Source organism: Telmatospirillum sp. J64-1, assembly GCF_006980715.1.
Classification (GTDB): domain Bacteria; phylum Pseudomonadota; class Alphaproteobacteria; order Rhodospirillales; family Magnetospirillaceae; genus Oleiliquidispirillum; species Oleiliquidispirillum nitrogeniifigens.
On the sequence record NZ_SBHN01000007.1, the window covers coordinates 58,618 to 81,354 of the forward strand.

Consider the following 22,737-nt stretch of genomic DNA (forward strand, 5'->3'; position numbering starts at 1 on the left):
GGAGATACAGAATGGCAGATGGCGGTGGGACCACCGCCCTGGACCGTCTGGCCGGGCGAATGGGTATCGAAGCCGAATACGTCAATGCCATGGGCAAGACCGTCACCACGCCCGCCGAGACCAAGCGAAAATTGCTGGCGGTGATGGGGCTGAAGGCCGAAGACGAACAGGCCGCCCGGCAATCCCTGGAAGAACTGGAGGCGCGCGAAGCCGCACGCCCCCTGCCCCCGGTCATGGTGCTGCGCGAGACGGCGCGGCCCTTCTCCATCCCCCTTTCCCTGCCCGGCAAAGACGGCAGGCTGCGCTGGACCGTCCGGCTCGAAGAGGGCGGAGAGGAAAGCGGCGAGGACGACCTCTCCGACCGCCTGGACATCGAGGCCGCCCTACCTTGCGGCTATCATCTTCTGGTCGTGGAATGGCCGGGGGACCAAGCGGAAATGCCGCTGATCGTCGCGCCGGAACGCTGCTGGCTGCCCGATGGCTTCGCCGAAGGCAAGCAGCGCCTGTGGGGCATTTCCGCCCAGCTTTACCTGCTGCGCGCCGCCACCGCCTGGGGCATCGGCGATTTCACCGAACTGAAGACGCTGGTCGAACTCGCCGCCAATCGTGGCGCCGCAGTGATCGGGCTGAACCCGTTGCACGCCATGTTCTTGGACAATCCCGACCATGCCAGCCCTTATTCCCCGGCCAGCCGCCTGTTCCTGAACGTCCTTTACATCGATCACACCGCCATTCCGGACTTCATGGAATGCGAGGAAGCGCAAAGGCTGATGGCGTCCGACGATTTTCAGGCCCTCCTGGCCGCGGTCAAGGACGCGCCGCTGGTCGATTACGACGCCGTCACGGAACTGAAGCTGCGCATCCTCGAACCCCTGTTCGAGCATTTCATCCGTCATGCCCCGCCCGAGCGCCAAGCGGCCTTCGACTCCTTCCGCCGGGAACAGGGACGCCCCCTGGAGCAATTATGCGTCTTCCAGGCCCTGCGCGAGCATATGTCGGCCCAGGCTCCGGACAAGGCTGGCTGGCAGAACTGGCCCGAGGACTTCCGCGACCATGCCTCGCCCGCCATTGCCGATTTCGCCGCTAGGCACCGGCAGCGCATTGACTTCCTGGCCTGGTGCCAATGGATCGCCGACACGCAACTGGCCCAGGCCGCCGCCCATGCCCGCGAGAAAGGAATGGTGATCGGCCTCTATCGCGACCTGGCGGTGGGGGCGGACACTTCGGGCGCGGAAACCTGGTCCAATCCCCATGTCGCCCTGGCCGGAGCCCATGTCGGCGCGCCGCCCGACATCTTCAATCCGGCGGGCCAGGATTGGGGGCTGCCGCCCTTCAATCCCCATGCCCTGCGCGAGGAGGGCTATGCCGGTTTCATCGCCCTGGTGCGCGCCAATATGCGCCATGCCGGGGGCCTGCGCATCGACCATGCCATGGCCTTGCAGCATACCTATTGGGTACCGGCGGGAGAGACGCCGAAAGCGGGCGCCTATGTCACCTATCCGATGGAAGACATGCTGGGCATCCTGGCCCTGGAGAGCCAGCGCCATCGCTGCATCGTCGTCGGCGAGGATCTGGGCACGGTGCCCGAAGGCTTCCGCGAGCGCATGGCCAAGGCGCATATCCTGTCCTATCGCGTGCTGTTCTTCGAGCAGGACGGCGAAAACGGGGCCTTCGTCCCGCCCCGGGATTATCCGGTCCTGTCCCTGGCGACGATCGGCAGCCACGACTTGCCGACCCTGCGCAGCTGGTGGGACGGCAGCGATATCGACCAGAAGGCGGCGCTCGGCCTCTATCCCGAAGCGGACGAAGCCGAACGGCAGCACGAACGCCGCCGCCGCGACCGCCAATGCCTGCTCGATGCCCTGCGGAAGGAAGGCCTCGCCCAGGGCGACGAAAGGGAAATGACCGACAAATTGGCTATGTCCATCCACGCCTTTCTGGCACGCAGCCGATCCGGAATCGCCATGATTCAGCTTGATGATCTGACGGATGAGGCCGATCCGGTGAACATTCCGGGCGCGACGCACCAATATCCTGTGTGGCGGCGCAAGATGTCCCGCAGCCTGGAGGAAATCGGCCAGGATGCGCGCTTCGCGGCGCTGATCGATGCGGTGAAACAGCAGCGGGGCGCGGTCGATGACTGAGAAAACCGGCAAACAAGGCGCGGGCAAGGTGATCCCGCGCGCCACCTACCGTCTTCAGTTCAGCAAGGATTTCGGCTTCCGCCGCGCCGCCGAACTGGCGCCCTATCTGGCCCGGCTGGGCGTCAGCCATGTCTATGCCTCGCCCTATCTCAAGGCCCGGCCCGGCAGCAGCCACGGCTACGACATCGTCGATCACAACGCCCTCAATCCCGAACTCGGCGGCACCGAGGATTACGAGGCCTTCGTCACCGCGCTCCGGCGGGCAGGACTGGGGCAGATCCTGGATTTCGTGCCCAACCATATGGGCGTCGGCGGAAGCGACAATCTGTGGTGGCTGGACGTGCTGGAATGGGGCCAGGACTCGCCCTATGCCGGCTATTTCGACATCGACTGGGGGCCCGACCGCCGCTATCTGCACGGCAAGCTGCTGGTGCCCTTTCTCGGCGACCAGTATGGCGCGGTGCTCGATGCCGGGCAGCTGAAGCTGAAATACGATGCCGAGGCCGGCAGCTTCGCCGTCTGGGCCTACGACACCCACAAGATGCCCATCTGCCCGCTGCATTACGCCCGCATCCTGGGCGATGCCCATCTCGAACTGGAACGCCTGGGCGACGAATTCGCCGGTCTGCCCACCCATCGCCCCCATGTTCACCGCCATGCTGCCCATCTGAAGGCCCGGCTGGCGCAGCTGACGAGAGAGAGCGAGGACATCGCCCAGGCCGTCGCCGCCGCCGTGGAGTCCTTCAACGCGCAGCCCGACGCGCTGGATGCCCTTATCCAGGAACAGCACTGGCGCGCCGCCTATTTCCGCGTCGCCGCCGACGACATCAACTACCGCCGCTTCTTCAACATCAACGACCTGGCCGGCCTGCGCATGGAAGAGCCGGAACTGTTCGACCTGACCCATATCCTGGTCTTCAAGCTGATCGAGAACGGGGTGCTGGACGGCCTGCGCATCGACCATATCGACGGCCTGCTCGACCCCAAGCGGTATTGCGAGAGCCTGATCGAGAAGTCCCCCCGGCCCATCTATCTGGTCGTCGAGAAGATCCTCGCCCGCCACGAGCGCCTGCGCGAGGACTGGCCCATCGACGGCACCACCGGCTACGATTTCGCCAATCTGGTGGGCGGGCTGCTGGTCGATCCGGCGGGAGAGGAACCGCTCAGCCGCTTCTATGCCGACTTCACCGGCCAGGACCGCGACTTCGCCGACATCGTGCGCGATTGCAAGATCCGCATCATGGAAAACGAAATGGCCAGCGAATTGAACGTGCTGGCCCGCGATGCCGCCCGTATCGCCCGCAGCAACCGCAAAAGCTGCGACTTCACCAACCATATCCTGCATACGGCGCTGAAGGAGATCATCGCCCGCTTTCCCGTCTATCGCACCTATATCGACGGCAGCGACCCCGACGAGGCCGACCGGCGCGACCTGGACTGGGCCATCACCCAGGCGAGGCGCGAGGAAAACGCCGCCGATGCCAGCGCCTTCGATTTCCTGCAGGCCCTGCTGACCACCGACCTGGTACGCGAACCGCGCAGCGGCTACAGCCGCCATGCGGTGGTGCGGCTGGCGATGAAGGTGCAGCAATATAGCGGCCCGGTCATGGCCAAGGGGCTGGAGGACACCGCCTTCTACCGCTACAACCGGCTGGTCTCGCTCAACGAGGTGGGCGGCCATCCCGATCATTTCGGCGTGTCCGTCGCTGCCTTCCATGCCGCCAATGCCGAACGCCTGAAGCGCTGGCCCCACAACATGCTCGGCTCCTCGACCCATGACACCAAACGCGGCGAGGATACCCGCGCCCGCATCAACGTGCTGTCGGAAATGCCCGAGGAATGGGAACGCCAGGTCAGCACCTGGAGCCGCCTGCTGCGCGCCCGCCGGGGCGACGTGGAAGGCACCGCCCCGCCCGACCGCAACGACGAATACCTCTTCTATCAATTGCTGCTGGGCGCCTGGCCCGCCGAGCTGACCGGCAGCGGCACCCCCTCGCCCGAGGCCATGGAGGATTTCGGGAAGCGCATCGAAGGCGCGATGATGAAATCCATGCGCGAGGCCAAGCTGCACAGCAACTGGGCCGCGCCCAACATGGCCTATGAGGAGGCCATGTACGGCTTCATCCGCGACGCCCTGGACGTGTCGCGCCACAACGCCTTCCTGGAAGCCTTCCTGCCCTTCCAGGAGCGGGTCGCCCAGCTTGGCGTCACCAACAGCCTGACCCAGACCCTGCTGAAACTGACCGTGCCGGGCGTGCCCGACATTTATCAGGGCGCAGAATTGTGGGACCTCAGCCTCGTCGATCCCGACAACCGCCGCCCGGTGGATTACCGGAAACGCATCGACATGCTGGAAAGGATCGGCACCTCTCCCCTGCCCGACCTTCTGGCCCATTGGCAGGACGGCGCGGCCAAGCTGGGCATGATCCTGCGCACGCTGGATCTGCGCCGCCGCCATCCGGACCTGTTCGCCCAGGGCAGCTACCACCCCATCGAGGCCAGCGGCGCGAAAGCCGACCATGCCTGCGCCTTCCTGCGCCAGACCGAAAGTGCGGCCATGCTGGTGGCGACGACACGGCTACCCGTGGGGCTGGAGGCACAAGGCTGGGGCGAAACGACGCTGCCCCTGCCCGAAGGCCATGGTGGAAGCTGGCACAACCTCTTCACCGGCGAGACCGTCACGGCATCGGGGGAAAGCCTGCGCGCCGAAGCCCTGTTCGGCGGCTTCCCCGTCGCCCTGCTGGTCCCCGCCGGGATGGAGGACGGCCTTCGCTAAGCCCTTTCCAGCACCACAAAGCTGTAGGGCAGCGCGCCGTCGTCATGACGCTCGCGGAAGGTCTCGCGCCACTGGCCGCGGTCGATCTCCGGCAGGTAGACATCGCCCTCCACCTCGGCATGGACCTCCGTCAGGTAGAGGCGCCGCGCCAGGGGCAGGCATTCCCGGAAGATTTCCGCCCCGCCGATCACCATCACCTCGTCCCCGCCATCCAGCAGGGATTCAGCCTGATGGAGTCCGTCCTGCAGGGAATGGGCGACGGTGATGCCTTCGGCGGCGAAGGAGCGGTCGCGGGTGACGACAATATTGGGACGGCCCGGCAAGGGCTTGCCGATGGACTGGAAGGTCTTGCGGCCCATCACCACCGGCTTGCCCAGCGTCTTGGCCTTGAACCATTTCAGGTCGCCGGGCAGATGCCAGGGCAATTGGTTGCCGCGCCCGATGACGCCATTCTCGGCGGCGGCGACGATCAGCGACAGAATGCTCATGGCCTGTTCCTCATAAGCCGCGTCCCGGCGGTCAGACCGCGCCCCATTCAAACCGCGACGGGGGCGGCGATGCTCGGCCAGGGATTGTAGCCGGTCAGCTCGAAATCCTCGTAGCGATACTCGAAGATGGACGGCGGACGGCGCTTGATCGAGAGCGTCGGGAAGGGGCGCGGCTCGCGCCGGAGCTGTTCCTTGGCCTGCTCGATATGGTTCAGGTAAAGGTGGACGTCGGCGCCGAACCAGACAAGCTCGCCGACCTCCAGCCCGGTTTGGTCCGCCAGCATATGGATCAGCAGCGCCGCCTCGCAGATGTTCCAGCCCAGCCCCAGGAAGGAATCCGCGCTCCTCTGGTACAGGGAACCGGACAGCTTGCCGTCCGCCACGTAATATTGATAGGTCATGTGGCAGGGCGGCAGGGCCATCTTGTGCAACTCGCCCACATTCCAGCCGGTGAACAGCAGGCGGCGGCTGGTCGGATTGTTCCGGATCCCGTCGACCAGCTGCGAAATCTGGTCGACGACTTGGCCGTCGGCGGTTTCCCAGGCGCGCCACTGCTTGCCGTAGACGGGACCGAGCTCGCCGTGCTCGTCAGCCCATTCGTCCCAGATGGTCACGCCGTTCTCGCGCAGATAGCCGATATTGGTGCTGCCGCTGAGGAACCAGATCATCTCGTGGACGGCGCCCCGGAAGAAGATGCGCTTGGTCGTGAGAAGCGGAAAGCCCTCGGCTAGGTCGAAGCGCATCTGGTGGCCGAAGATCGACAAGGTACCCGTCCCGGTACGGTCCTCCCGGCGCACGCCTTCCTTCAGCAGCTTCTCGAGCAGATCGAGGTACTGTTGCTCAGGATGTGCCGTCATGGTCTCTCTCCGGGATACTGCCTGTCCGCAGGGTATCGCATCTCGGGGCGGAGAAATCCAGTCCGGACAGGAAGAGAGGGAAGCGTGCGATTGACGGGCAAAATTTCATAACGTTATAACGTAACAGATTGTGATCCTTCCCAACGGAAAGACAAGGACGAAACAGTGAGCCTCCAACGCCCTGCCCGCCCGTTGCCTCCCGCGCCCGCCCAAGTCGTCGAGACGCAGAGCCTGGAGGGCCTTGCCGCGATCCGGGATGAAGGGGTGACGCTGGCCCTCTATCAGCGGCAGCCCGACCCGGCCATCCTTTCCTTCCTGCGTAAAGCCGGGGCCTTTGCCGGGCAGCGCGGCATCATTCCCGCCCAAGACGGCAGCGCGGCCATCCATCGCCTTCTCGATGCCACCGGCCTGCCGGATGAGACGGAGAGAAAGCTCCTGGCCGCCGATCTGGAGCAACTGGTCGGAACCTTCTGCGGCCTCACCGGCGCTTCAGCGGCCCGGCTGCGCGTCGACCACATCACCAACGATGCCTGCCGCTTCTTTCACTTCGACTATGTCGCGCTACGGATGCTGTGCACCTATGACGGGGCCGGCACCCAATGGCTGCCCGAAGAAGCCCTGGACCGCTCGGGCCTCGGCAAAGGCGACAATCGCCTGGTCTGCCGCGACCGGAGGGCAATCCAACATTTGCGGCCCTGGTGGGTCGGCGTGATGAAGGGCGCCCATTGGCCCGGCAACGACGCCCCCCTGGTCCACCGCTCTCCCCCTCTCACCCCCGGCCAATCCCGCGTCTTCGTCGCCATCGACCCGGCGGACCCGAAAGACTGCGATTGCGGCTGCTGAAAAGCGCAAGAGACGGAAAGGCTTTGTGCTGATAGAACCCACGAGGCGCTGAAACCTGATTGAGGAGCGGACAGCATGCTGACCATCGACCTTTCCCAGCTCGCCCGTCTCTCCGCCCAAGCCGCCGCACGGCCCCGCCTGCGGCTGAACCACAACATCCACCAGGATCTCGGCGACCCGATCCAAAGGCTGCTGAACGCCATCGAACCCGGCTCCTATGTCCGCCCGCATCATCATCGCGACGGCGTCTGGGAATTGTTCTGTGTGCTGAAAGGCCGGATCAAGGCGGTCACCTTCGCCCCCGATGGCAGGATCGAAGACAGCGCCGAGATCACGGCGGGAGAAGTCGTCGAATTCCCCTCCCGATCCATCCACGCCGTCGCCGCCCTTGAACCCGGAACGGTCGTGCTGGAAGTCAAGCCCGGCCCCTACACCCCCGCCGAAGACAAGGACTTCGCCCCCTGGGCTCCCGCCGAAGGCGATCCGGCCGCAGAGGAATGGATGACGTGGCTGGTCACGGCGAAGCCGGGAGATGCCTTTGCGGAACGGAAGGCATAGCCGCCCGCCAACCGACTCCACAAATGGAAAGCCCCCAAAACCTTTCGGTCTTAGGGGCTTATAGATGGTGCCCAGGGGCGGAATCGAACCACCGACACTGCGATTTTCAGTCGCATGCTCTACCAACTGAGCTACCTGGGCGCCGGACCGGGTGAACCGGTTTCGGGGATGACGGCTCCGCTTGTTAGGCGGGGTTGGTGTCCGTCACCGCGTCGAGGAGGCGGTTTATAGGGGATGTTTCCGGGCCTGTCCAGCCCATTTTGAAAGATTTCTCACTCTTTTTCATTGGGCCCGAACGTGCCATCGTCTTCAGGCTCGTCCTCGACGGGAATGCGGTAATCCCCGCCCAGCCAGCGGCCCAGATCGACGTCGGCGCAGCGGGCGGAGCAGAAAGGTTTGTAGCGGTCTTCGGCAGGCTTGCCGCAGATCGGGCAGCCCTTGGCCTTGCGCCGCAGGGGCGTGACCTTGTCCATGGGGATCATCCTCCTTGGCAGTTACGCCCTTCGAGACGCCCCTTCCGGGGTTCCTCGGGGCGAGGATACTCAAATATCAGGAGGTCCAGGAGGCAAGCCTCCTGGCGAGGGTAAGGGAGCAGCGCTCCCATACTCCCTTCCCTTCAGCCCGCGACGATCTGGTAATCGCCGGGCGCCAGGGATGCCTCGGCGCGCAATTCCAGCTTCTGCTTCAGCCGCCCTTCGGCTTCCGCCAGGGCCTGAGGCAGGCGCTGCAGGGCATCGACGACCACAGGGGCGGCGCGCAGCACCGGACGGCCCCGCAGATGCGGAACCTCGCGCAGGGCCATGCGCAGGGCCTCCAGGGCCAGCGTCTCGGCAGATTTAGGAGCCGCAGCCCCCTGTGCCAGCATCACGTCCGCCAGCGGCTTGCGGCGGCGTTCGCGCATGATCTCGACCAATCCCAACGGCCCGACGCCCAGCACATGGGTCGTGACCGGATCGGTCTTGACCTTGCCGCGCAAGGCTTCCATCGGCTGCTTCAGGTTGCCGGTCTTGCCGACGGGGATGAAGTCCACCACCACCTGTCCGCCCAGATTGCGCAGGCGGATCTGACGGGCGACCTCGGCCACCGCCTCGCGGTTCGCATCGACGGGCTTGGCACCGCCGGAATCCACGTCGATGGCGGTCAGGGCGCGGGCGGTCTCGATGATCAGGGCACCGCCGCAGGGCAGCTTGACCACCGGCGCCAAGGCGCGCTCGATCTCGTCTTCCACGTCATGCAGGTCGAAGACCGGGCCGTCGCGGTGCAGATGGACGATATCGGGCAGGCGCTTGGTGAAATCAGCATAGGCTTCGGGATCGTCGGTGACGATCTTCTCGATCCGGCCATGACGGGCGAGGATCTGGTCCAGCATGTCGGGCCGATGCAGCAGGGTCGGCGCCTTGGCCTGCGAACGGCGGCCTTCGATGGCGCTCCATTGCTTGCGCAGCCAGGCCAGTTCCGGACCCAATTCGTCTTCCTGGGCCTGCGCGGCCTCGGCCAGCAGCACGATGCCCTCGCCGGGCATGGCAAGACGCTCCAGCAGGTCGGTCAGGCGGTCCCGCTCGTCCTCGGGCAGCTTGCGTGCCACCGACAGGCCGGGGCGGCGGGGCGTGAAGACGGCGATGCTGCCTTCCAGCGTGATCTGGTCGGTCAGCTTGGCGCCCTTGCCGCCCTGGGCCTCGGCCACCACCTGCACCATGACGGCATCGCCCTCGCCGACCTTACCGCTGGGCAGGAAGCCGGGCTGGGCATCGCCGATATCGACGAAGGCGGCATTGATCGCACGATTGACCTGGACGACGCGGCCCAGCCAGACGCTGCCCAGGCAATGGCCGCCGCGATCGACCAGAAGCTCGACCAGACGGCCCTGGGACAGCAGCGCGAAGCGGTGCTCGCCCGGCCCCCAGGAATGAAGGACTTTATCGATCCGCGCCATAACCCATCCCGCGCAAGAGAGTATTGGTCTCGTAGAGCGACAGCCCGACGACATTGGTGTAGGAGCCGTTCAGCTGCCGCACATAGGCCGCGGCCAGACCCTGGATGGCATAGCCGCCGGCTTTCCCCTGCCATTCGCCCGAGGCCATATAGGCGTTAATCTCGGCCTTCTCCAGACGCTTGAAGGTAACGATGGTGGTGACCTTGCGCTTGGCGGTGCGGCCGTCGGGGCCGATCAGGAAGATGCCGCCGAGAACGCGGTGACGCCGTCCCGACAGCAGGTTCAGGCAGGACAGGGCCTGGGCCTCGGTTTCCGCCTTGGGCAGGATGCGCCGGCCGCAGGCGACCACCGTATCGGCGGCCAGGATGAAGGATTGGGGATGGCGGGCGGCAACGACGCGCGCCTTGGCTTCCGCCAGGCGCAGGGCATGCTCGGCAGGCAGTTCGCCAGCGAGCGGGCTCTCGTCCGTATCGGCCGGATCGATCGCGTCGGGAATGATGCCGATCTGCCTGAGAAGGTCCACCCGCCTCGGCGAGGCCGAGGCCAGGACAAGCCGGTGAGGCGCGGCCAAGGGAGGAACTACTTGAAGCGGAAGGTGATGCGACCCTTGGTCAGGTCGTAGGGCGTCATTTCCACGTTGACGCGGTCGCCGGCCAGCACGCGGATGCGGTTCTTGCGCATCTTGCCGGAGGTATGGGCGAGAATTTCATGTTCGTTGTCCAGCCGGACCCTGAACATTGCGTTCGGCAGCAGTTCCATCACCGTGCCGGTGAATTCGATTACGTCTTCCTTAGCCATATGTGCTCGTTAAATCCTGATCGTCGATGCGGACAGATAAGTGATGGGTGGCGCGGAATAGGTCAAGCCTTTTCACCACCGGCGCGCACTAATCGTTTGAACCGATAGTGCTTAAAGCTAGGGTTCGGGCATGCGCATGAGGGGAAAACGCTCTTTGATGCGGGCCATCAACTGATCGCGCACCTGGCGATACGCCTCCAGCCGGGTTTCTCGGTTGCCCTCGGTCAAGGTGGGATCGTAGGTCGGCCAGAACTCCACCTCGCAGGCCATGGTCCGCGTCATCTCGACGGCGGAATGCTGCGCCTCGGGCGACAGCGAGATGACCAGATCGAAGGAGGAATCCTCCAACTGGTCGAAGACCTTGCTGCGGTGCTTCGAGACGTCGATGCCGATCTCGTCCATCACGGCGATGGTGAAGCCGTCGATCTCGCCCTCACGCACGCCCACCGAATCCACATAGATATGCCGCCCGTGCAAATGCTTGAGGATCGCCTCGGCCATGGGCGAACGCACCGAATTCATGGTGCAGGCGAACAATACGGAGCCGGGCAGTTCACCCACGTCGTCTCAGCCCCGGATGTGCAGGACGCAGAGAAGGGTGAACAGGCGCCTTGCGGTATCGAAGTCGATCTCGACCTTCCCCGCCAGGCGCTCGCGCAGCAATTCCGACCCTTCGTTGTGCAGGCCGCGCCGCCCCATGTCGATGGCCTCGATCTGGGACGGCGAGGCCTTCTTGATGGCGGTGTAATAGCTTTCGCAGACCATGAAATAGTCTTTCACGATCCCCTGGAAAGGCTTCAGCGGCAGATGGACCTTCGAGACATCCTCGCCCTGCTCGGTCTTGATGTCGAAGACGAGGCGGTTGTCCTCGATCGAGATGTGCAGGGCGAAGGGGCCTTCGGACTCGCAGACGGGTGCGAAATAATTATCTTCCAGCAGGTCGTAGATGGCGACGGCGCGCTCATGCTCGACCTCTGGCTTGCGCCGGACCGGGTATTTCTCATCCAGTTGGATATGGACCAGATGCGGCCCGCGCAAGTGGCTGGTCATTCAACTCCGTCCATGTTCAGACGCAAGGTGACGGAGAGAGCATGGGCGCCCAGTCCCTCGGCCTCGGCCAGCGCCGCCGCCGCCGGTCCGATATGGCGCAAGGCGGAAGGCGAACAGCCCAGCAGCGAGGTGCGCTTGAGGAAGTCGAGAACGCCCAGGCCCGACGAGAAGCGGGCACTGCGCGCCGTCGGCAGAACGTGGTTCGGCCCGCCGACATAATCGCCCACGGCTTCCGGGGTGTGGCGGCCCAGGAAGATGGCCCCGGCATGGCGCACCTTGGCGGCCAGGCCGTCGGGGTCGGAGACGGCCAGTTCCAGATGCTCGGGCGCGACGCGGTCGATCAGCGGCACGGCGTTCTTCAGCTTGTCCACCACGATCACGGCGCCATGGGCCTCCCAGCTTTCGCGGGCGATGGCGGCACGCGGCAAGGTGGCGAGATGGTTTTCCACCGCCTGGATCACCGCCTTGCCGAAGGCGGCATCGTCGGTGATCAGGATGGACTGGGCCGCCGTGTCGTGCTCGGCCTGGGACAGCAAATCGGCGGCGATCCAGGAGGGATCGTTGGCGCCGTCGGCGACCACCAGGATTTCCGACGGCCCAGCGATCATGTCGATGCCGACCGTGCCGAAGACCTGCCGCTTGGCAGCCGCCACATAGGCATTGCCCGGCCCGACGATCTTGTCCACCGGCGGCACGGTCCGGGTGCCATAGGCCAGGGCGCCGACGGCCTGGGCACCGCCGATCCGGTAGATCTCGTCGACCCCGGCGACGGCCGCGGCGGCCAGCACCAGCGGATTGAGCTTGCCGTCCGGGCAGGGCACGACCATCACCAAGCGGTCCACGCCGGCCACCTTGGCCGGGATGGCGTTCATCAGCACCGAAGAGGGATAGGAGGCGGTGCCGCCGGGCACGTACAGGCCCACGGCTTCCATCGCCGTCCAGCGCGACCCCAGGCGCACCCCCGCCGCATCCTGGTAGGAGAAGTCGGAGGGCATCTGGCGCTCGTGATAGTCGCGGATGCGCGTCGCCGCCAGGACCAGGGCCTGCAAGGTCTCCTGCGAGCATTTCGCTGTCTCGGCCTCGATCTCCTCCGCCGTCACGCGCATCGTCTCGGGCGTCAGTTCCAGGCGGTCGAAGCGCTTGGTGTATTCGATCACCGCCTCGTCACCGCGCTGGCGCACATCGGCCAGCACATCGGCCACCACCGCATTGACGTCGGCGGCATGCTCGCGCTTGTTCGAGAGCAGTTCCTCGAATGCAGCGTCGAAACCCTCAGAGCCAAGCGTCAATTCAAGCGGCATCGGAAACCTCACGGAAACGGTCAATCCATTGCCCGATCTCGTCGGGCCTCGTCTTCAAGGCGGCGCGGTTCACGACCAGGCGCGAGGAAATGTCGGCGATATGCTCGACCTCGACCAAGCCATTGGCCTTCAGCGTCGAACCGGTGGACACCAGGTCGACGATGCGACGGCACAGCCCCAGCACCGGCGCCAGTTCCATGGCGCCGTTGAGCTTGATGCATTCGGCCTGGACGCCGCGCGCGGCGAAATGGCGGCGCGTGATCTCGGGATATTTCGTCGCCACGCTGATATGGCTCCAGCGCCGGGGATCGTCGCTTTCCACCATATCCGCGGGCTCGGCCACGGCGATGCGGCATTTGCCGATCTTCAGGTCCAGCGGCGCATAGATTTCCGGATAGCCGAATTCCATCAGCACGTCGTTGCCGGCAATGCCCAGATGGGCCGCGCCGAAGGCCACGAAGGTGGCGACGTCGAAACTGCGCACGCGGATGATGTCGATGCCCGGATGATTGGTCGAAAACCGCAGCGCCCGCGACTTGGGGTCATCGAAAGCCGCCTCGGGCTCGATCCCCGCGCCACGCACCAGAGGCATGGCCTCGTCCAGAATACGCCCCTTCGGCAGGGCAATCACAAGCTTTTGGTTCTCGACCACTCATCCACTCCCAGGCCCGGGCCTGTCAATCCATATCGCCCCAAAGCTAGCGCAGGCGAAACATCACGCAACCCGGTATATACGAAAGCCTCGGCCACTGGAATGGCCGAGGCTTCAGGATTTCAGAGAAGAGAGACTGCCGCCAGCCTTCACTCCGCCGGGTCGTTATCCTTAATACGCTCGATCCGGGCGCCGCAGGCGGCCAGTTTCTCTTCCACCCGCTCATAGCCCCGATCCAGGTGATAGACGCGGTTGACGATGGTTTCGCCCTTGGCAGCGAGGCCCGCCAGCACCAGCGAGACCGAGGCACGCAGGTCGGTGGCCATGACCGGAGCGCCGGAAAGCTGCTTGACGCCGCGCACGATGGCCGAGGAGCCGTGAACATTGATGCGCGCGCCCATGCGGTTGAGTTCCGGCACATGCATGAAGCGGTTCTCGAAGATGGTCTCGGTCATCATCGAGGCGCCGCTGGCCGTCGCCATCAGGGCCATGAGCTGGGCCTGCATGTCGGTGGGGAAGCCGGGGAAGGGCTCGGTCATGATGTCCACGCCCACCAGTTCGGCGGAATCGGCCTTGACCAGCATGCCGCGTTCGGTGTCGGAGATTTCCACCCCCGCTTCCACCAGCACCTTCTCGACCGAGGTCATCAGGTCGCGCCGGGTGCCGACCAGTTCCACCTGCCCACGGGTGATGGCGGCGGCGACGGCATAGGTGCCGGTCTCGATGCGGTCGGGCACCACCGAATAGCGGGCGCCATGCAGCCGGTCCACGCCCGTCACCCGCAGGGTGGGAGTGCCGATGCCTTCGATCTTCGCCCCCATGGCGACGAGGCATTGGGCGAGGTCGGTGATCTCCGGTTCCTGGGCGGCGTTGGAGATGATGGTCTCGCCCTCGGCCAGGGTGGCCGCCATCAGCACGTTCTCCGTGCCGCCGACCGTGACCATGGGGAAGATCACATGCGCGCCCTTGAGCCGTCCGCCCGGCACCTTGGCATCGATATAGCCCTCGGCCAGCTCGATCTTCGCGCCCATCTGCTCCAGCGCCTTCAGGTGCAGGTCCACCGGACGGGTGCCGATGGCGCAGCCGCCGGGCAGTGAGACGCGGGCCTGGCCGCAGCGGGCCAGCAGCGGCCCCAGCACCAGCACCGAGGCGCGCATCCGCCGCACCAGGTCGTAGGGAGCGGTGGTGTTGGTGATGTCGCGCGCCGTCAACTCCAGCACCCGGCCGGTATGGCCGCCTTCGGGGGAATTGCCGTCCAGGCTCATCTCCACCCCGTGCTGGGCCAGCAGATTCGCCATGGTGGTGATATCCACCAGATGCGGCAGATTCGACAAACTCAGCGTCCCGTCGGTGAGCAGGCAGGCCGGCATCAGGGTCAAGGCGGCGTTCTTGGCCCCACCGATGGTAATGACACCTTTGAGCGGGGTGCCGCCGAGGATGCGGATCTTGTCCATTGCACTGTCCCGAGAAGTGATGAGCAGCCGCGTCTTTCGCGGCTGCAGCCGTGTCATAGGAGGGGAATCAGGCGAAGTGAAGGCGACCTGACCGGCCCCTGCCGCCTAGAGGCGCGGCAGGGTCACGCCACGCTGGCCCATATACTTGCCCGCGCGGTCGGCATAGGAGGTTTCGCAGACCTGATCGGCCTTGAGGAAGATGAACTGGCAGGCGCCTTCATTGGCATAGATGCGCGCCGGCAGCGGCGTGGTGTTGGAGAATTCCAGCGTCACATGCCCTTCCCATTCGGGTTCCAGCGGGGTCACGTTGACGATGATGCCGCAGCGGGCATAGGTGGACTTGCCCAGGCAGATCACCAGCGTGTCGCGCGGAATGCGGAAATATTCCACGGTGCGCGCCAGGGCGAAGCTGTTGGGCGGGATGATGCAGACATCGGTCTCGCGGTCGACGAAGCTCTGGTCCGAGAATTCCTTGGGATCCACCACCGCCGAATCGACATTGGTGAAAATCTTGAACTCGCGGCCGACGCGGGCATCGTAACCGTAGGAAGACAGGCCATAGGAAATCACGCCCTGGCGCTGAAGCTTTTCGGTGAACGGCTCGATCATGCCGTGGTTCAGCGCCTGGTCGCGGATCCAGGTATCGGGCAAAACGGACATAGGGACGGCTCCTCAGATCAAGCCGTCTTCTTAGCGCAGCCCTTGCCTCACCTCAACACCTAGCCGTCATAAAGAGGGGTATTATTCCTCACGATCGGCCTGCGGGACCGGGTTGTCCTCCCCGCTCCGCTCCGTCCGGGCGCGGGCCTGGGTCTTGCGGCGTCCCAGATTGGCGCGCAGGGCGGCGGCCAGGCGTTCCTTGCGCAATTCGGCCTCGCTCTTTCCCCCGATTTCCTTCCCCTTGATCTCGCTCATTTCGCTCCTGGCCTCCTCGAAAACCCGCAGGAATCTGCGACCGGGAGGGTGTTTCGTCAAGTGAACCAAAAAAATTCAGAAAGAGGCTTGCCAGCCCGGGAACCCTGTGGCATAAAGCGCGCCTCGCAACGGAGCGCTGCTGTAGCTCAGTGGTAGAGCACTCCCTTGGTAAGGGAGAGGTCGACAGTTCAATCCTGTCCAGCAGCACCATTGCCCCAAAAATCAAAAGCCCGTTCCGAAGACCCCGCTTGGCGGGGTTTTTTTGTTTCCGGGCTTCGCCTCAAGAGGCCGAGGCCCCGCCCTCCTCTTCCTCCAGCATTTTCAGGAAGGCCTGCGCCGTGCGGCTCAGGTAGCGTTCGCGGTGATGGAGCACGGAGAAGCATCGCTCCGGCAAATCGAGGCCGACGCGCCGCAGGGCGCCCGAGCGCAAGCCCGAGGCCGCCACCAGTTCGGAAATCGCCGTGGCCCCCGCCCCGGCCTCCACCGAACTGCGCACCGCTTCATTGGACGGCAATTCTAGGCTGACCCGCAGGCGGTGGAACGGCACGCCCAGCTTTTCCAGGGCCGCCTCGAATTCCGACCGCGTCCCCGATCCCGCTTCCCGCAGGACCCAATCCGCTTCGAGCAGCTCTTTCGGCTCGACGGCGGCGCGCTCCGCCCAGGGATGGTCAGCCCCCACGACCAGTACGACCCGGTCCCGCGCCACCACGCGGCGCGATAGCGCGGCATCCTCCACCTCGCCCTCTACGAAGCCGAGATCGGCGGCCCCGTCCAGCACCGCCTTCGCCACCTGGGCGGTGTTCCCGAAGGCCAACTGGATGTCGATCCTGGGATAGCACCGGCGGAAGGCCATGAGATGGCGCGGCAGCCAATAGCTGGAAATGGTCTGGCTGGCCTGGACGCGCAACGTGCCGCGCGCCAGCGTGCCCAGCTCGGACAGGGCCAGTTCCGCCGCCTGGACGCGGGCCAACACCGCGCGGGCCTCCTCCAGGAACAGCCGCCCGGCCTCCGTCAATTCGATACGCCGCCCGATGCGGTGGAACAAGTCCACCCCATGCCGGCTTTCCAGCGTCTGGATGGCGGTGCTGACCGCCGGCTGGGTGAGGTTCAGCGCCTCGGCCGCCTGCGTCATGTGCTGGCGTTCGGCGACGGCGACGAAAATCCGGATCTGCTCGAGCGTCACATCTGCGGTCCTCAGTAGACAAGCTTCACCAGAATAAGGCTGAAAACGGAAATGAACAGCCAAGCCGCAGCCCCCAGCAACAGCGGCCGCGCACCCTTGCCCCAAAGCTTGCGGACATCCGTCTCCAGCCCCATCGCCGCCAGGGACAGGCACAGGAGGAAGGTCGTCACCTGCCCGATCCCGGCCTTGGCCGCCTCGGGAACGGGAAAGACGCTTCCCGCCACCATCAGCAGGATGAAGCCGAAGACAAACCACGGCAGCGGCGGCTTGGCGGCAGGACGTCGGCCACCGGCGGTATTCCTGCGCGCGACATAGACGCCGAGCACGAGAACCAGCGGCGCCAGCATCATCACCCGGCTCAGCTTGGCGATGGTGCCGTATTCCCCCGCCGCCTGCCCTCCCTGGAAAGCGGCGGCCACCACCTGGGCGACCTCATGGATGGCGGCCCCGGCCCACAGGCCATAGGCTTGGGCATCCAGCTGCAGCAGGCCGGGCAGAAGCGGGAAGAGCAGCATGGACAGGGAGCCGAAGACGGTGACGCAGGCGACGGCATAGGCGACGTCCTCGTCGCGGGCCGCGGACACGGTATTGGCGGCGATGACGGCAGAGGCGCCGCACACCGCCGTCCCCGCCCCGATCAACTCGGTCAGGCGCCGGTCGATGCCGAGCCGCCGCCCCGCCCAGATCGTGAAGACGAAGGTCGCCACCAAACTCGCCGCGATGATTGCCAGTCCCGTCGCGCCGACCTCGATCACCTGCCCGATCGTCAATTGCAGCCCCAGCAGGGCGACGGCGATCCGCAACAGTCTCTTGATACTGAAGGTGATCCCCGCCTTGGCCTGGACCGGCACGCCCCAGCCATTGCCGATAGCCATGCCGATAGCGATGGCGAGGATCAAGGGGCTGAGCCCCGGCACCAATGCGAACCAGTGCAGCGTCAAAGCGAAACCCGCAATGCCGCCGGTAAGCAGAAGACCGGCCCAAAGACCACCGCCCCCGGCAGGCTGGGTCCGAGGCAGTGGAGGACAGGCCGTTTCTGATGATTGGCGGTGGCTGACGCTGTCGCGCATGGAGCGGTCTCCCGGAAGGTGAGACTCGAAAATGGCGCCCCGGATATAATCAATCCAATTAATTCTATTTAGAAAAGTGATAAACCGTATTTATGAAAAAGAAAAAGAAGGATCACTTCCGGCAATCTGTTCGTCATATAAAATCATCGCGCATCCATGACCATGAAGGCGCGGACGACGACGGCAGAAATGCAGAGAAGACGGCAAGAGGTCTCGCGGGACAGGATTTGCGCGCGAGACCTCGATTATCACCGCCGAGCGACAACCCTCAACGGCGCCAGGACGCCAGCAGGCGCCAGCCCGCGACCATCAGTGCTGTGCCCAGCGCCGCCTTGACCAGGGCGCCGGTCAGGAAGGGCAGAACGCCCGCCGCCCAAGCCTGGGACGCACCGACCAGCGTGGCCAGATACAGGAAGCCGCAGAGCAGGATGACGGCATTGCCCGCGATCATGGCGACGCCCATGCGCGTCCACGACCGGCCGTCGCCCGCCAGCGGCGCCATCACCGCCACGGCGGCCAGGAAGCCGAGAAGATAGCCCCCCGTCGGCCCCACCATATAGGCCAGCCCGATCCCCCGTTCCGGCGTTCCCGCGAAGACCGGCAGGCCCACCGTGCCCTGCGCCAGGTAGAGCATGACGGTCGCCAGACCCAGCCGCCAGCCGAAGGTGGCGGCAATCATGGTCACGACCAGGGTCTGCATGGTCATCGGAACGGGCCAGAACGGCACCTGCAGGCGGGCGGAAGCCCACAGCGCCACCGACCCCGCCAGCGCGAGCACCAGGCCCCGCGTCCAAACGGCTCCCCGCCCCTGGGCGGGCCAGAGCATCTGAAGGACCGATCTTTCCGAAGCAGTCAGCGTTGTCATTGTTTTCTCCTTCTTTGCAGTCAGCCCGGCCCCACGTCATCGGAACCGGATCGCTGATCCGCCATGACCTCTACATAGCCGAGATCCTCCGCCGCTTCAGCCCTGATCTGGCTGCCCCTCCAGACCGAGCGGAGGATCAAAGACATCGGCGGGTTTCGGACGTCCCCTCACGCGATGCGTGGACCGCTTGAAGGGACGTCCGAAACGGGGCCTCAGCGCTTGGCCGGCGCGAAGGGAACCGAGGTCATCAGCTTGTTTTCCTGGCTGACCTGATAACCGGCCTCGGCGCTCAGCTTCAGGTAATTCTGCCAAGCGGGATCGGCCTGCATGGCCTTGCGCTTGGTCTCGCGGTCGGCGGCGCTGTCATAGACCCAGATATGGGTATAGGAGTTCAGCGGCCCGGTCTCGGCCAGCAGATAGGCCAGCGGCTCGCCCAGATGCTTCACCTGCACGGGATAGCCGTGCTCGGCATAAAGGGCCAATTGCTTCTGCACCGTGCCGGGGCGGCAGGTATAGGTCCGGACATCATAAAGCATGAGCACATCCTTCAGGCTTTGGTGGTCTGCATAGTCCCTGCCGCCGGAACGGGCGGCGGGGAGACGACCTTATGGTTCAAAGGCGCAGACGTCGAGATGCCGATGGACAGGAAGAGAGGTCCGGACGCCCCTCCCCCTCTATCTGCCGGGCTTGGAAACCGTGACGGCAGCCTCGGCCCCGGCCTTCTTCGCCCGCCGCTTCGGCGGCCGGCTGGCGACGATCTCGGCCATTGTGACGGGCGTGAAGGCGAAGACATCCACGCCCACGTCATATTGCCCTTTCAGGGAGGACAACCGGCCATGGCTGTGGCCGTGCAGGTTCAGGCGCCCGCGATACATGCCGTTCCACGAGCGGAAGGCGTAATGGCAAAGCACGACAGGCACGTCATCGACGACGAGTTCACGATAATGCTGAACCGACTCCCATTCCCGCGCCTCGGTCGTGGTCGCGGGATCATTATTGCCGACGACCAGATGCTTGATGCCGTTCAAGCGCCGCAACAAGTCCGATGTCCGCTCCGCCGAATACCGGACCGCGAAATCCCCCAGATGCCAGACCTCGTCCTCCGGCCCGACCACCGTATTCCACCGTTCCACCATCGCGGCATCCATCTCCGCCACGCTACCGAACGGCCGCCGGTACATAAACAGGGTCCGATGATCGCCGAAATGGGTGTCACTCGTGAAATAGGTCGCCATACCCATACCAACAGCCGCGCAACGGGAATGCTCCGAGGCGGGGCGGAGGATACTAGACATTCATGAACGGCGGGAAGAAATCCGCATCACGCGCCGAGCTCGCATCGGCATGGCGGATTGGAGCGGGTGAAGGGAATCGAACCCTCGTCGTAAGCTTGGGAAGCTTCTGCTCTACCATTGAGCTACACCCGCGCCGGGAAGCGGACTCATTTATAGGTCAGGGGCCGGGCGCTTGCAAGGGGATGGTGGGGCGGCGCGAAAGAGGCGCCGCCCCGGAAGGTTTTCAGGCGACGATGTTGTAGCCGGCATCGACGAAGGCGACCGAACCGGTCAGGCTCTTGGCCGCGTCGGAGACCAGGAAGGCGGCCATGGCGCCGCAATCCTCAATGGTCACCAGGTGGTGCTGGGGCGCGCGTTCTGCGGCGCGGGCCATCAGCTGGTCGAAGCGGTCGATGCCCGAGGCGGCCCGGGTCTTCAAGGGGCCGGGCGAGACGGCATGGACACGGATGCCCTTGGGCCCCAGTTCGGCGGCCATGTAGCGGGTGGAGCTTTCCAGCGCCGCCTTGACCGGGCCCATCAGGTTGTAATGCTCGACCACCTTTTCCGAACCATAGAAGCTGACCGTCAGCAGGGTGCCGCCGTCCTTCATCAACGGTTCGGCATATTTTGCCATGCGGATGAAGGAATGGCAGGACACGTCCATGGCCATGGAAAAGCCCTCGCGCGAGCAATCCACCACGCGGCCGTGCAGATCTTCCTTGGGAGCGAAGGCGATGGAATGCAGGACGAAATCCAGCTTGCCCCATTTCCGTTCGATCTCGTCGAACACGGCCTTCAGCTGGCCCTCGCCGCGCACGTCGCAGGGGACGAAGATCTCGGCGTCCAGCGCCTCGGCCAGCGGCTCGACATGGGGCTTGGCCTTCTCGTTGAGATAGGTCAGTGCCAGATCGGCGCCCTGGTCGCGAAAGGCCTTCGCGCAACCATAGGCGATGGATTGATCATTGGCGATGCCGACCACCAGACCCTTCTTACCCTTGAGGCTGAACATATCGGTGCTCACGTATCCTTCTCCCGCCCGTTCGGCAATGTTGCATTGCGAGATATGACGAATAAGCCTTCTTCGGGCAAGGTCTCTTTCCATCTGGACTTGAAAGCTTCATCTGCGCCGCTACCCGTCCCATAATCTTGACGCCCTGCGGCGCCTCGGGTTATCAGTGGATTCGTGGTGATTTGAGCGACCGGCTTGCGGCCACGTTAAACAAGCGGCTAAAAGGTCGGGCGTGAAAGATAGACAGCCCTGACCTTTTTCTGGTCGGGGCTTTTTTTATTTGTGGTCCGGGGGTGGCAACGGCCCCGGCCAGGCACGGGCCACGGAATTGAGGAAGGATGGAAGATGGGCAGCGACAACACCTCGAACGGCACATCCCCCAACGCCAAGACCTGGCGTCCCCAGACCCGCATGGTCCGTGGCGGGCTGGAGCGCACCGGCTTCTCCGAGACCAGCGAAGCGCTCTTCCTGACCTCGGGCTATGTCTACGGCTCGGCCGAGGAAGCGCAGGAAAGCTTCGACGGCACCCGCGAGCGTTATGTCTATTCCCGCTTCCGCAATCCTACCGTCGCCATGTTCGAAGACCGCCTGGCCGGCATCGAAGGGGCTGAAGCCTGCCGCGCCACCGCCTCGGGCATGGCCGCCGTGCATGCCGCCCTGCTCTGCCAGGTCAAGGCCGGCGACCGGGTGGTCGCCTCGCGGGCGCTGTTCGGTTCCTGTTCGTGGATCATCACCGAACTGATGCCGCGCTACGGCATCACCCCCGTCCTGGTCGAAGGCACCGACCTGGACCAGTGGCGCGAGGCCCTGTCGCAGCCCACCGCCTGTGTCTTTATTGAGACGCCCTCCAACCCGACGCTGGAGATCATCGACATTCCCGCCGTGGCCGAACTGGCGCACAAGGCCGGGGCGCGGCTGGTGGTCGACAACGTCTTCGCCACGCCGGTGCTGCAAAGCCCGCTGGCCCTGGGCGCCGACGTCGTCGTCTATTCCGCCACCAAGCATATCGACGGCCAGGGCCGCTGCCTGGGCGGCGCCATCCTGTCCGACGCGGCCTTCATCAACGACGTGCTGGGGCCGTATTTGCGCCATACCGGACCGGCGCTGAGCCCCTTCAACGCCTGGGTCCTGCTGAAGGGCCTGGAGACCCTGGACCTGCGGATCGAGCGCCATTGCGCCAACGCCCTGAAGGTCGCGCATTTCCTGGAAAGCCGCATCGGCAAGGGGCTGAAACGGGTGATCTATCCCGGCCTCGACAGCCATCCCCAGCGGGCGCTGGCGAGCCGCCAGATGAGGGCCGGCGGCAGCATCGTCGTCTTCGAGGTCGAAGGCGGGCGCGAAGGCGCCTATCGTGTGATGAACGGCCTGCGGCTGGTCGACATCTCCAACAATCTGGGCGACGCCAAAAGCCTGATCACCCATCCCTCGACCACCACCCACCAGCGCCTGCCGGCCGAGGAAAAAATGGCCATGGGCGTGACCGAGGGCATGATCCGGCTTTCGGTCGGGCTGGAGGATGCCCAGGACCTGATCGAGGACCTGGAAGCCGCGCTTTCGGTCTGAGAAG

At 65.0% G+C, this 22,737-nt stretch carries 25 protein-coding genes, 3 tRNA genes and 1 riboswitch; of the genes, 6 read left to right on the forward strand and 22 right to left on the reverse strand.

What is annotated here, in order from left to right:
* The first annotated feature begins 11 nt into the window (after positions 1-11).
* On the forward strand, positions 12-2,144 hold the full coding sequence (malQ, locus tag EPD66_RS08475; RefSeq protein WP_142848067.1) for a 4-alpha-glucanotransferase: 2,133 nt from the start codon (positions 12-14) through the stop codon (positions 2,142-2,144).
* Positions 2,137-4,920 carry a malto-oligosyltrehalose synthase gene (gene treY, locus EPD66_RS08480; RefSeq protein ID WP_142848068.1) on the forward strand — a complete coding sequence of 928 codons (2,784 nt, stop codon included), beginning with the start codon at positions 2,137-2,139 and terminating at the stop codon, positions 4,918-4,920. The genes malQ and treY overlap by 8 nt, the downstream gene beginning before the upstream one ends.
* Here the strand turns inward: treY and EPD66_RS08485 are convergent.
* Complete coding sequence (locus tag EPD66_RS08485) at positions 4,917-5,408, reverse strand: dihydrofolate reductase (protein ID WP_142848069.1); 492 nt, start codon at positions 5,406-5,408, stop codon at positions 4,917-4,919. The two genes, treY and EPD66_RS08485, sit on opposite strands and share 4 nt — an antisense overlap.
* Before the next feature lie 47 nt (positions 5,409-5,455).
* Positions 5,456-6,265: a thymidylate synthase gene (gene thyA, locus EPD66_RS08490; RefSeq protein ID WP_142848070.1), complete on the reverse strand. Its 810-nt coding sequence runs from the start codon at positions 6,263-6,265 to the stop codon at positions 5,456-5,458.
* A gap of 165 nt (positions 6,266-6,430) precedes the next feature.
* On the opposite strand from thyA, the gene EPD66_RS08495 reads away from it, so the two are divergent.
* Both EPD66_RS08495 and EPD66_RS08500 read left to right on the forward strand, forming a co-directional pair.
* A complete protein-coding gene (locus tag EPD66_RS08495) occupies positions 6,431-7,108 on the forward strand; it encodes a DUF1826 domain-containing protein (protein ID WP_142848071.1) in 678 nt (225 codons plus the stop codon).
* Between the two features lie 75 nt (positions 7,109-7,183).
* Positions 7,184-7,666, forward strand: a complete 483-nt coding sequence (locus EPD66_RS08500) for a WbuC family cupin fold metalloprotein (protein ID WP_142848072.1) — start codon at positions 7,184-7,186, stop codon at positions 7,664-7,666.
* Positions 7,667-7,731: 65 nt separating this feature from the next.
* On the opposite strand, the gene EPD66_RS08505 is transcribed toward EPD66_RS08500, so the two are convergent.
* From EPD66_RS08505 to EPD66_RS24025, 12 genes are all read right to left on the reverse strand, one after another.
* Positions 7,732-7,807 (reverse strand) — tRNA-Phe (locus EPD66_RS08505).
* 131 nt (positions 7,808-7,938) lie between these two features.
* Complete coding sequence (locus EPD66_RS08510) at positions 7,939-8,139, reverse strand: DNA gyrase inhibitor YacG (protein WP_142848073.1); 201 nt, start codon at positions 8,137-8,139, stop codon at positions 7,939-7,941.
* Positions 8,140-8,282: 143 nt separating this feature from the next.
* Positions 8,283-9,599: a ribonuclease E/G gene (locus EPD66_RS08515; protein ID WP_142848074.1), complete on the reverse strand. Its 1,317-nt coding sequence runs from the start codon at positions 9,597-9,599 to the stop codon at positions 8,283-8,285.
* A complete protein-coding gene (locus EPD66_RS08520; protein WP_142848075.1) occupies positions 9,583-10,170 on the reverse strand; it encodes a nucleoside triphosphate pyrophosphatase in 588 nt (195 codons plus the stop codon). The genes EPD66_RS08515 and EPD66_RS08520 overlap by 17 nt, the downstream gene beginning before the upstream one ends.
* Positions 10,171-10,178: 8 nt before the next feature.
* Positions 10,179-10,397 carry a translation initiation factor IF-1 gene (infA, locus tag EPD66_RS08525; RefSeq protein ID WP_142848076.1) on the reverse strand — a complete coding sequence of 73 codons (219 nt, stop codon included), beginning with the start codon at positions 10,395-10,397 and terminating at the stop codon, positions 10,179-10,181.
* A 117-nt stretch (positions 10,398-10,514) separates the two neighbouring features.
* Positions 10,515-10,958 (reverse strand): arsenate reductase ArsC, encoded by a 444-nt coding sequence (locus EPD66_RS08530; RefSeq protein WP_142848077.1) that lies wholly within the window; start codon positions 10,956-10,958, stop codon positions 10,515-10,517.
* Positions 10,959-10,964: 6 nt separating this feature from the next.
* Positions 10,965-11,447, reverse strand: a complete 483-nt coding sequence (locus tag EPD66_RS08535; protein WP_142848078.1) for a UPF0262 family protein — start codon at positions 11,445-11,447, stop codon at positions 10,965-10,967.
* Positions 11,444-12,748, reverse strand: coding sequence for a histidinol dehydrogenase (hisD, locus tag EPD66_RS08540; RefSeq protein WP_142848079.1), 1,305 nt, complete (start codon positions 12,746-12,748; stop codon positions 11,444-11,446). Before hisD ends, EPD66_RS08535 begins: the two co-directional genes overlap by 4 nt.
* Positions 12,738-13,400, reverse strand: coding sequence for an ATP phosphoribosyltransferase (gene hisG, locus EPD66_RS08545; protein WP_142848080.1), 663 nt, complete (start codon positions 13,398-13,400; stop codon positions 12,738-12,740). The genes hisD and hisG overlap by 11 nt, the downstream gene beginning before the upstream one ends.
* 149 nt (positions 13,401-13,549) lie before the next feature.
* On the reverse strand, positions 13,550-14,854 hold the full coding sequence (murA, locus tag EPD66_RS08550; protein WP_142848081.1) for a UDP-N-acetylglucosamine 1-carboxyvinyltransferase: 1,305 nt from the start codon (positions 14,852-14,854) through the stop codon (positions 13,550-13,552).
* Positions 14,855-14,959: 105 nt separating this feature from the next.
* Complete coding sequence (gene dcd, locus EPD66_RS08555) at positions 14,960-15,514, reverse strand: dCTP deaminase (protein ID WP_142848082.1); 555 nt, start codon at positions 15,512-15,514, stop codon at positions 14,960-14,962.
* An 81-nt stretch (positions 15,515-15,595) separates the two neighbouring features.
* On the reverse strand, positions 15,596-15,769 hold the full coding sequence (locus EPD66_RS24025) for a hypothetical protein (protein WP_185961310.1): 174 nt from the start codon (positions 15,767-15,769) through the stop codon (positions 15,596-15,598).
* A gap of 135 nt (positions 15,770-15,904) precedes the next feature.
* Between EPD66_RS24025 and EPD66_RS08560 the strand changes: the two genes are divergently transcribed.
* Positions 15,905-15,979: transfer RNA gene (locus EPD66_RS08560), tRNA-Thr, on the forward strand.
* 70 nt (positions 15,980-16,049) lie between these two features.
* Here EPD66_RS08560 and EPD66_RS08565 read toward each other — a convergent pair.
* The 8 genes from EPD66_RS08565 to fabI all read right to left on the reverse strand — a co-directional run bounded on the left by EPD66_RS08565 (position 16,050) and on the right by fabI (position 21,170).
* Positions 16,050-16,952, reverse strand: a complete 903-nt coding sequence (locus tag EPD66_RS08565) for a LysR substrate-binding domain-containing protein (protein WP_142848083.1) — start codon at positions 16,950-16,952, stop codon at positions 16,050-16,052.
* 11 nt (positions 16,953-16,963) lie between these two features.
* On the reverse strand, positions 16,964-18,022 hold the full coding sequence (locus tag EPD66_RS08570; protein ID WP_142848084.1) for a YeiH family protein: 1,059 nt from the start codon (positions 18,020-18,022) through the stop codon (positions 16,964-16,966).
* A gap of 268 nt (positions 18,023-18,290) precedes the next feature.
* The gene (locus EPD66_RS08575; protein ID WP_221930928.1) at positions 18,291-18,887 is read right to left on the reverse strand and encodes a biotin transporter BioY; all 597 of its coding nucleotides are present in this window, start codon (positions 18,885-18,887) and stop codon (positions 18,291-18,293) included.
* Between the two features lie 20 nt (positions 18,888-18,907).
* On the reverse strand, positions 18,908-19,033 hold the full coding sequence (locus EPD66_RS24595) for a hypothetical protein (RefSeq protein ID WP_255448421.1): 126 nt from the start codon (positions 19,031-19,033) through the stop codon (positions 18,908-18,910).
* 66 nt (positions 19,034-19,099) lie between these two features.
* Positions 19,100-19,423 (reverse strand): NIPSNAP family protein, encoded by a 324-nt coding sequence (locus EPD66_RS08580; protein ID WP_142848085.1) that lies wholly within the window; start codon positions 19,421-19,423, stop codon positions 19,100-19,102.
* 138 nt (positions 19,424-19,561) lie between these two features.
* Positions 19,562-20,122, reverse strand: coding sequence for a metallophosphoesterase family protein (locus EPD66_RS08585; RefSeq protein WP_142848190.1), 561 nt, complete (start codon positions 20,120-20,122; stop codon positions 19,562-19,564).
* 118 nt (positions 20,123-20,240) lie between these two features.
* A tRNA-Gly gene (locus tag EPD66_RS08590) sits at positions 20,241-20,314 on the reverse strand.
* 91 nt (positions 20,315-20,405) lie between these two features.
* Complete coding sequence (gene fabI / locus EPD66_RS08595) at positions 20,406-21,170, reverse strand: enoyl-ACP reductase FabI (protein ID WP_142848191.1); 765 nt, start codon at positions 21,168-21,170, stop codon at positions 20,406-20,408.
* A 164-nt stretch (positions 21,171-21,334) separates the two neighbouring features.
* Positions 21,335-21,412, forward strand: a riboswitch (SAM riboswitch).
* Positions 21,413-21,515: 103 nt separating this feature from the next.
* Here fabI and metZ point away from each other — a divergent pair.
* Positions 21,516-22,733 (forward strand): O-succinylhomoserine sulfhydrylase, encoded by a 1,218-nt coding sequence (gene metZ / locus EPD66_RS08600; RefSeq protein ID WP_142848086.1) that lies wholly within the window; start codon positions 21,516-21,518, stop codon positions 22,731-22,733.
* The last annotated feature ends 4 nt before the right edge of the window (positions 22,734-22,737 follow it).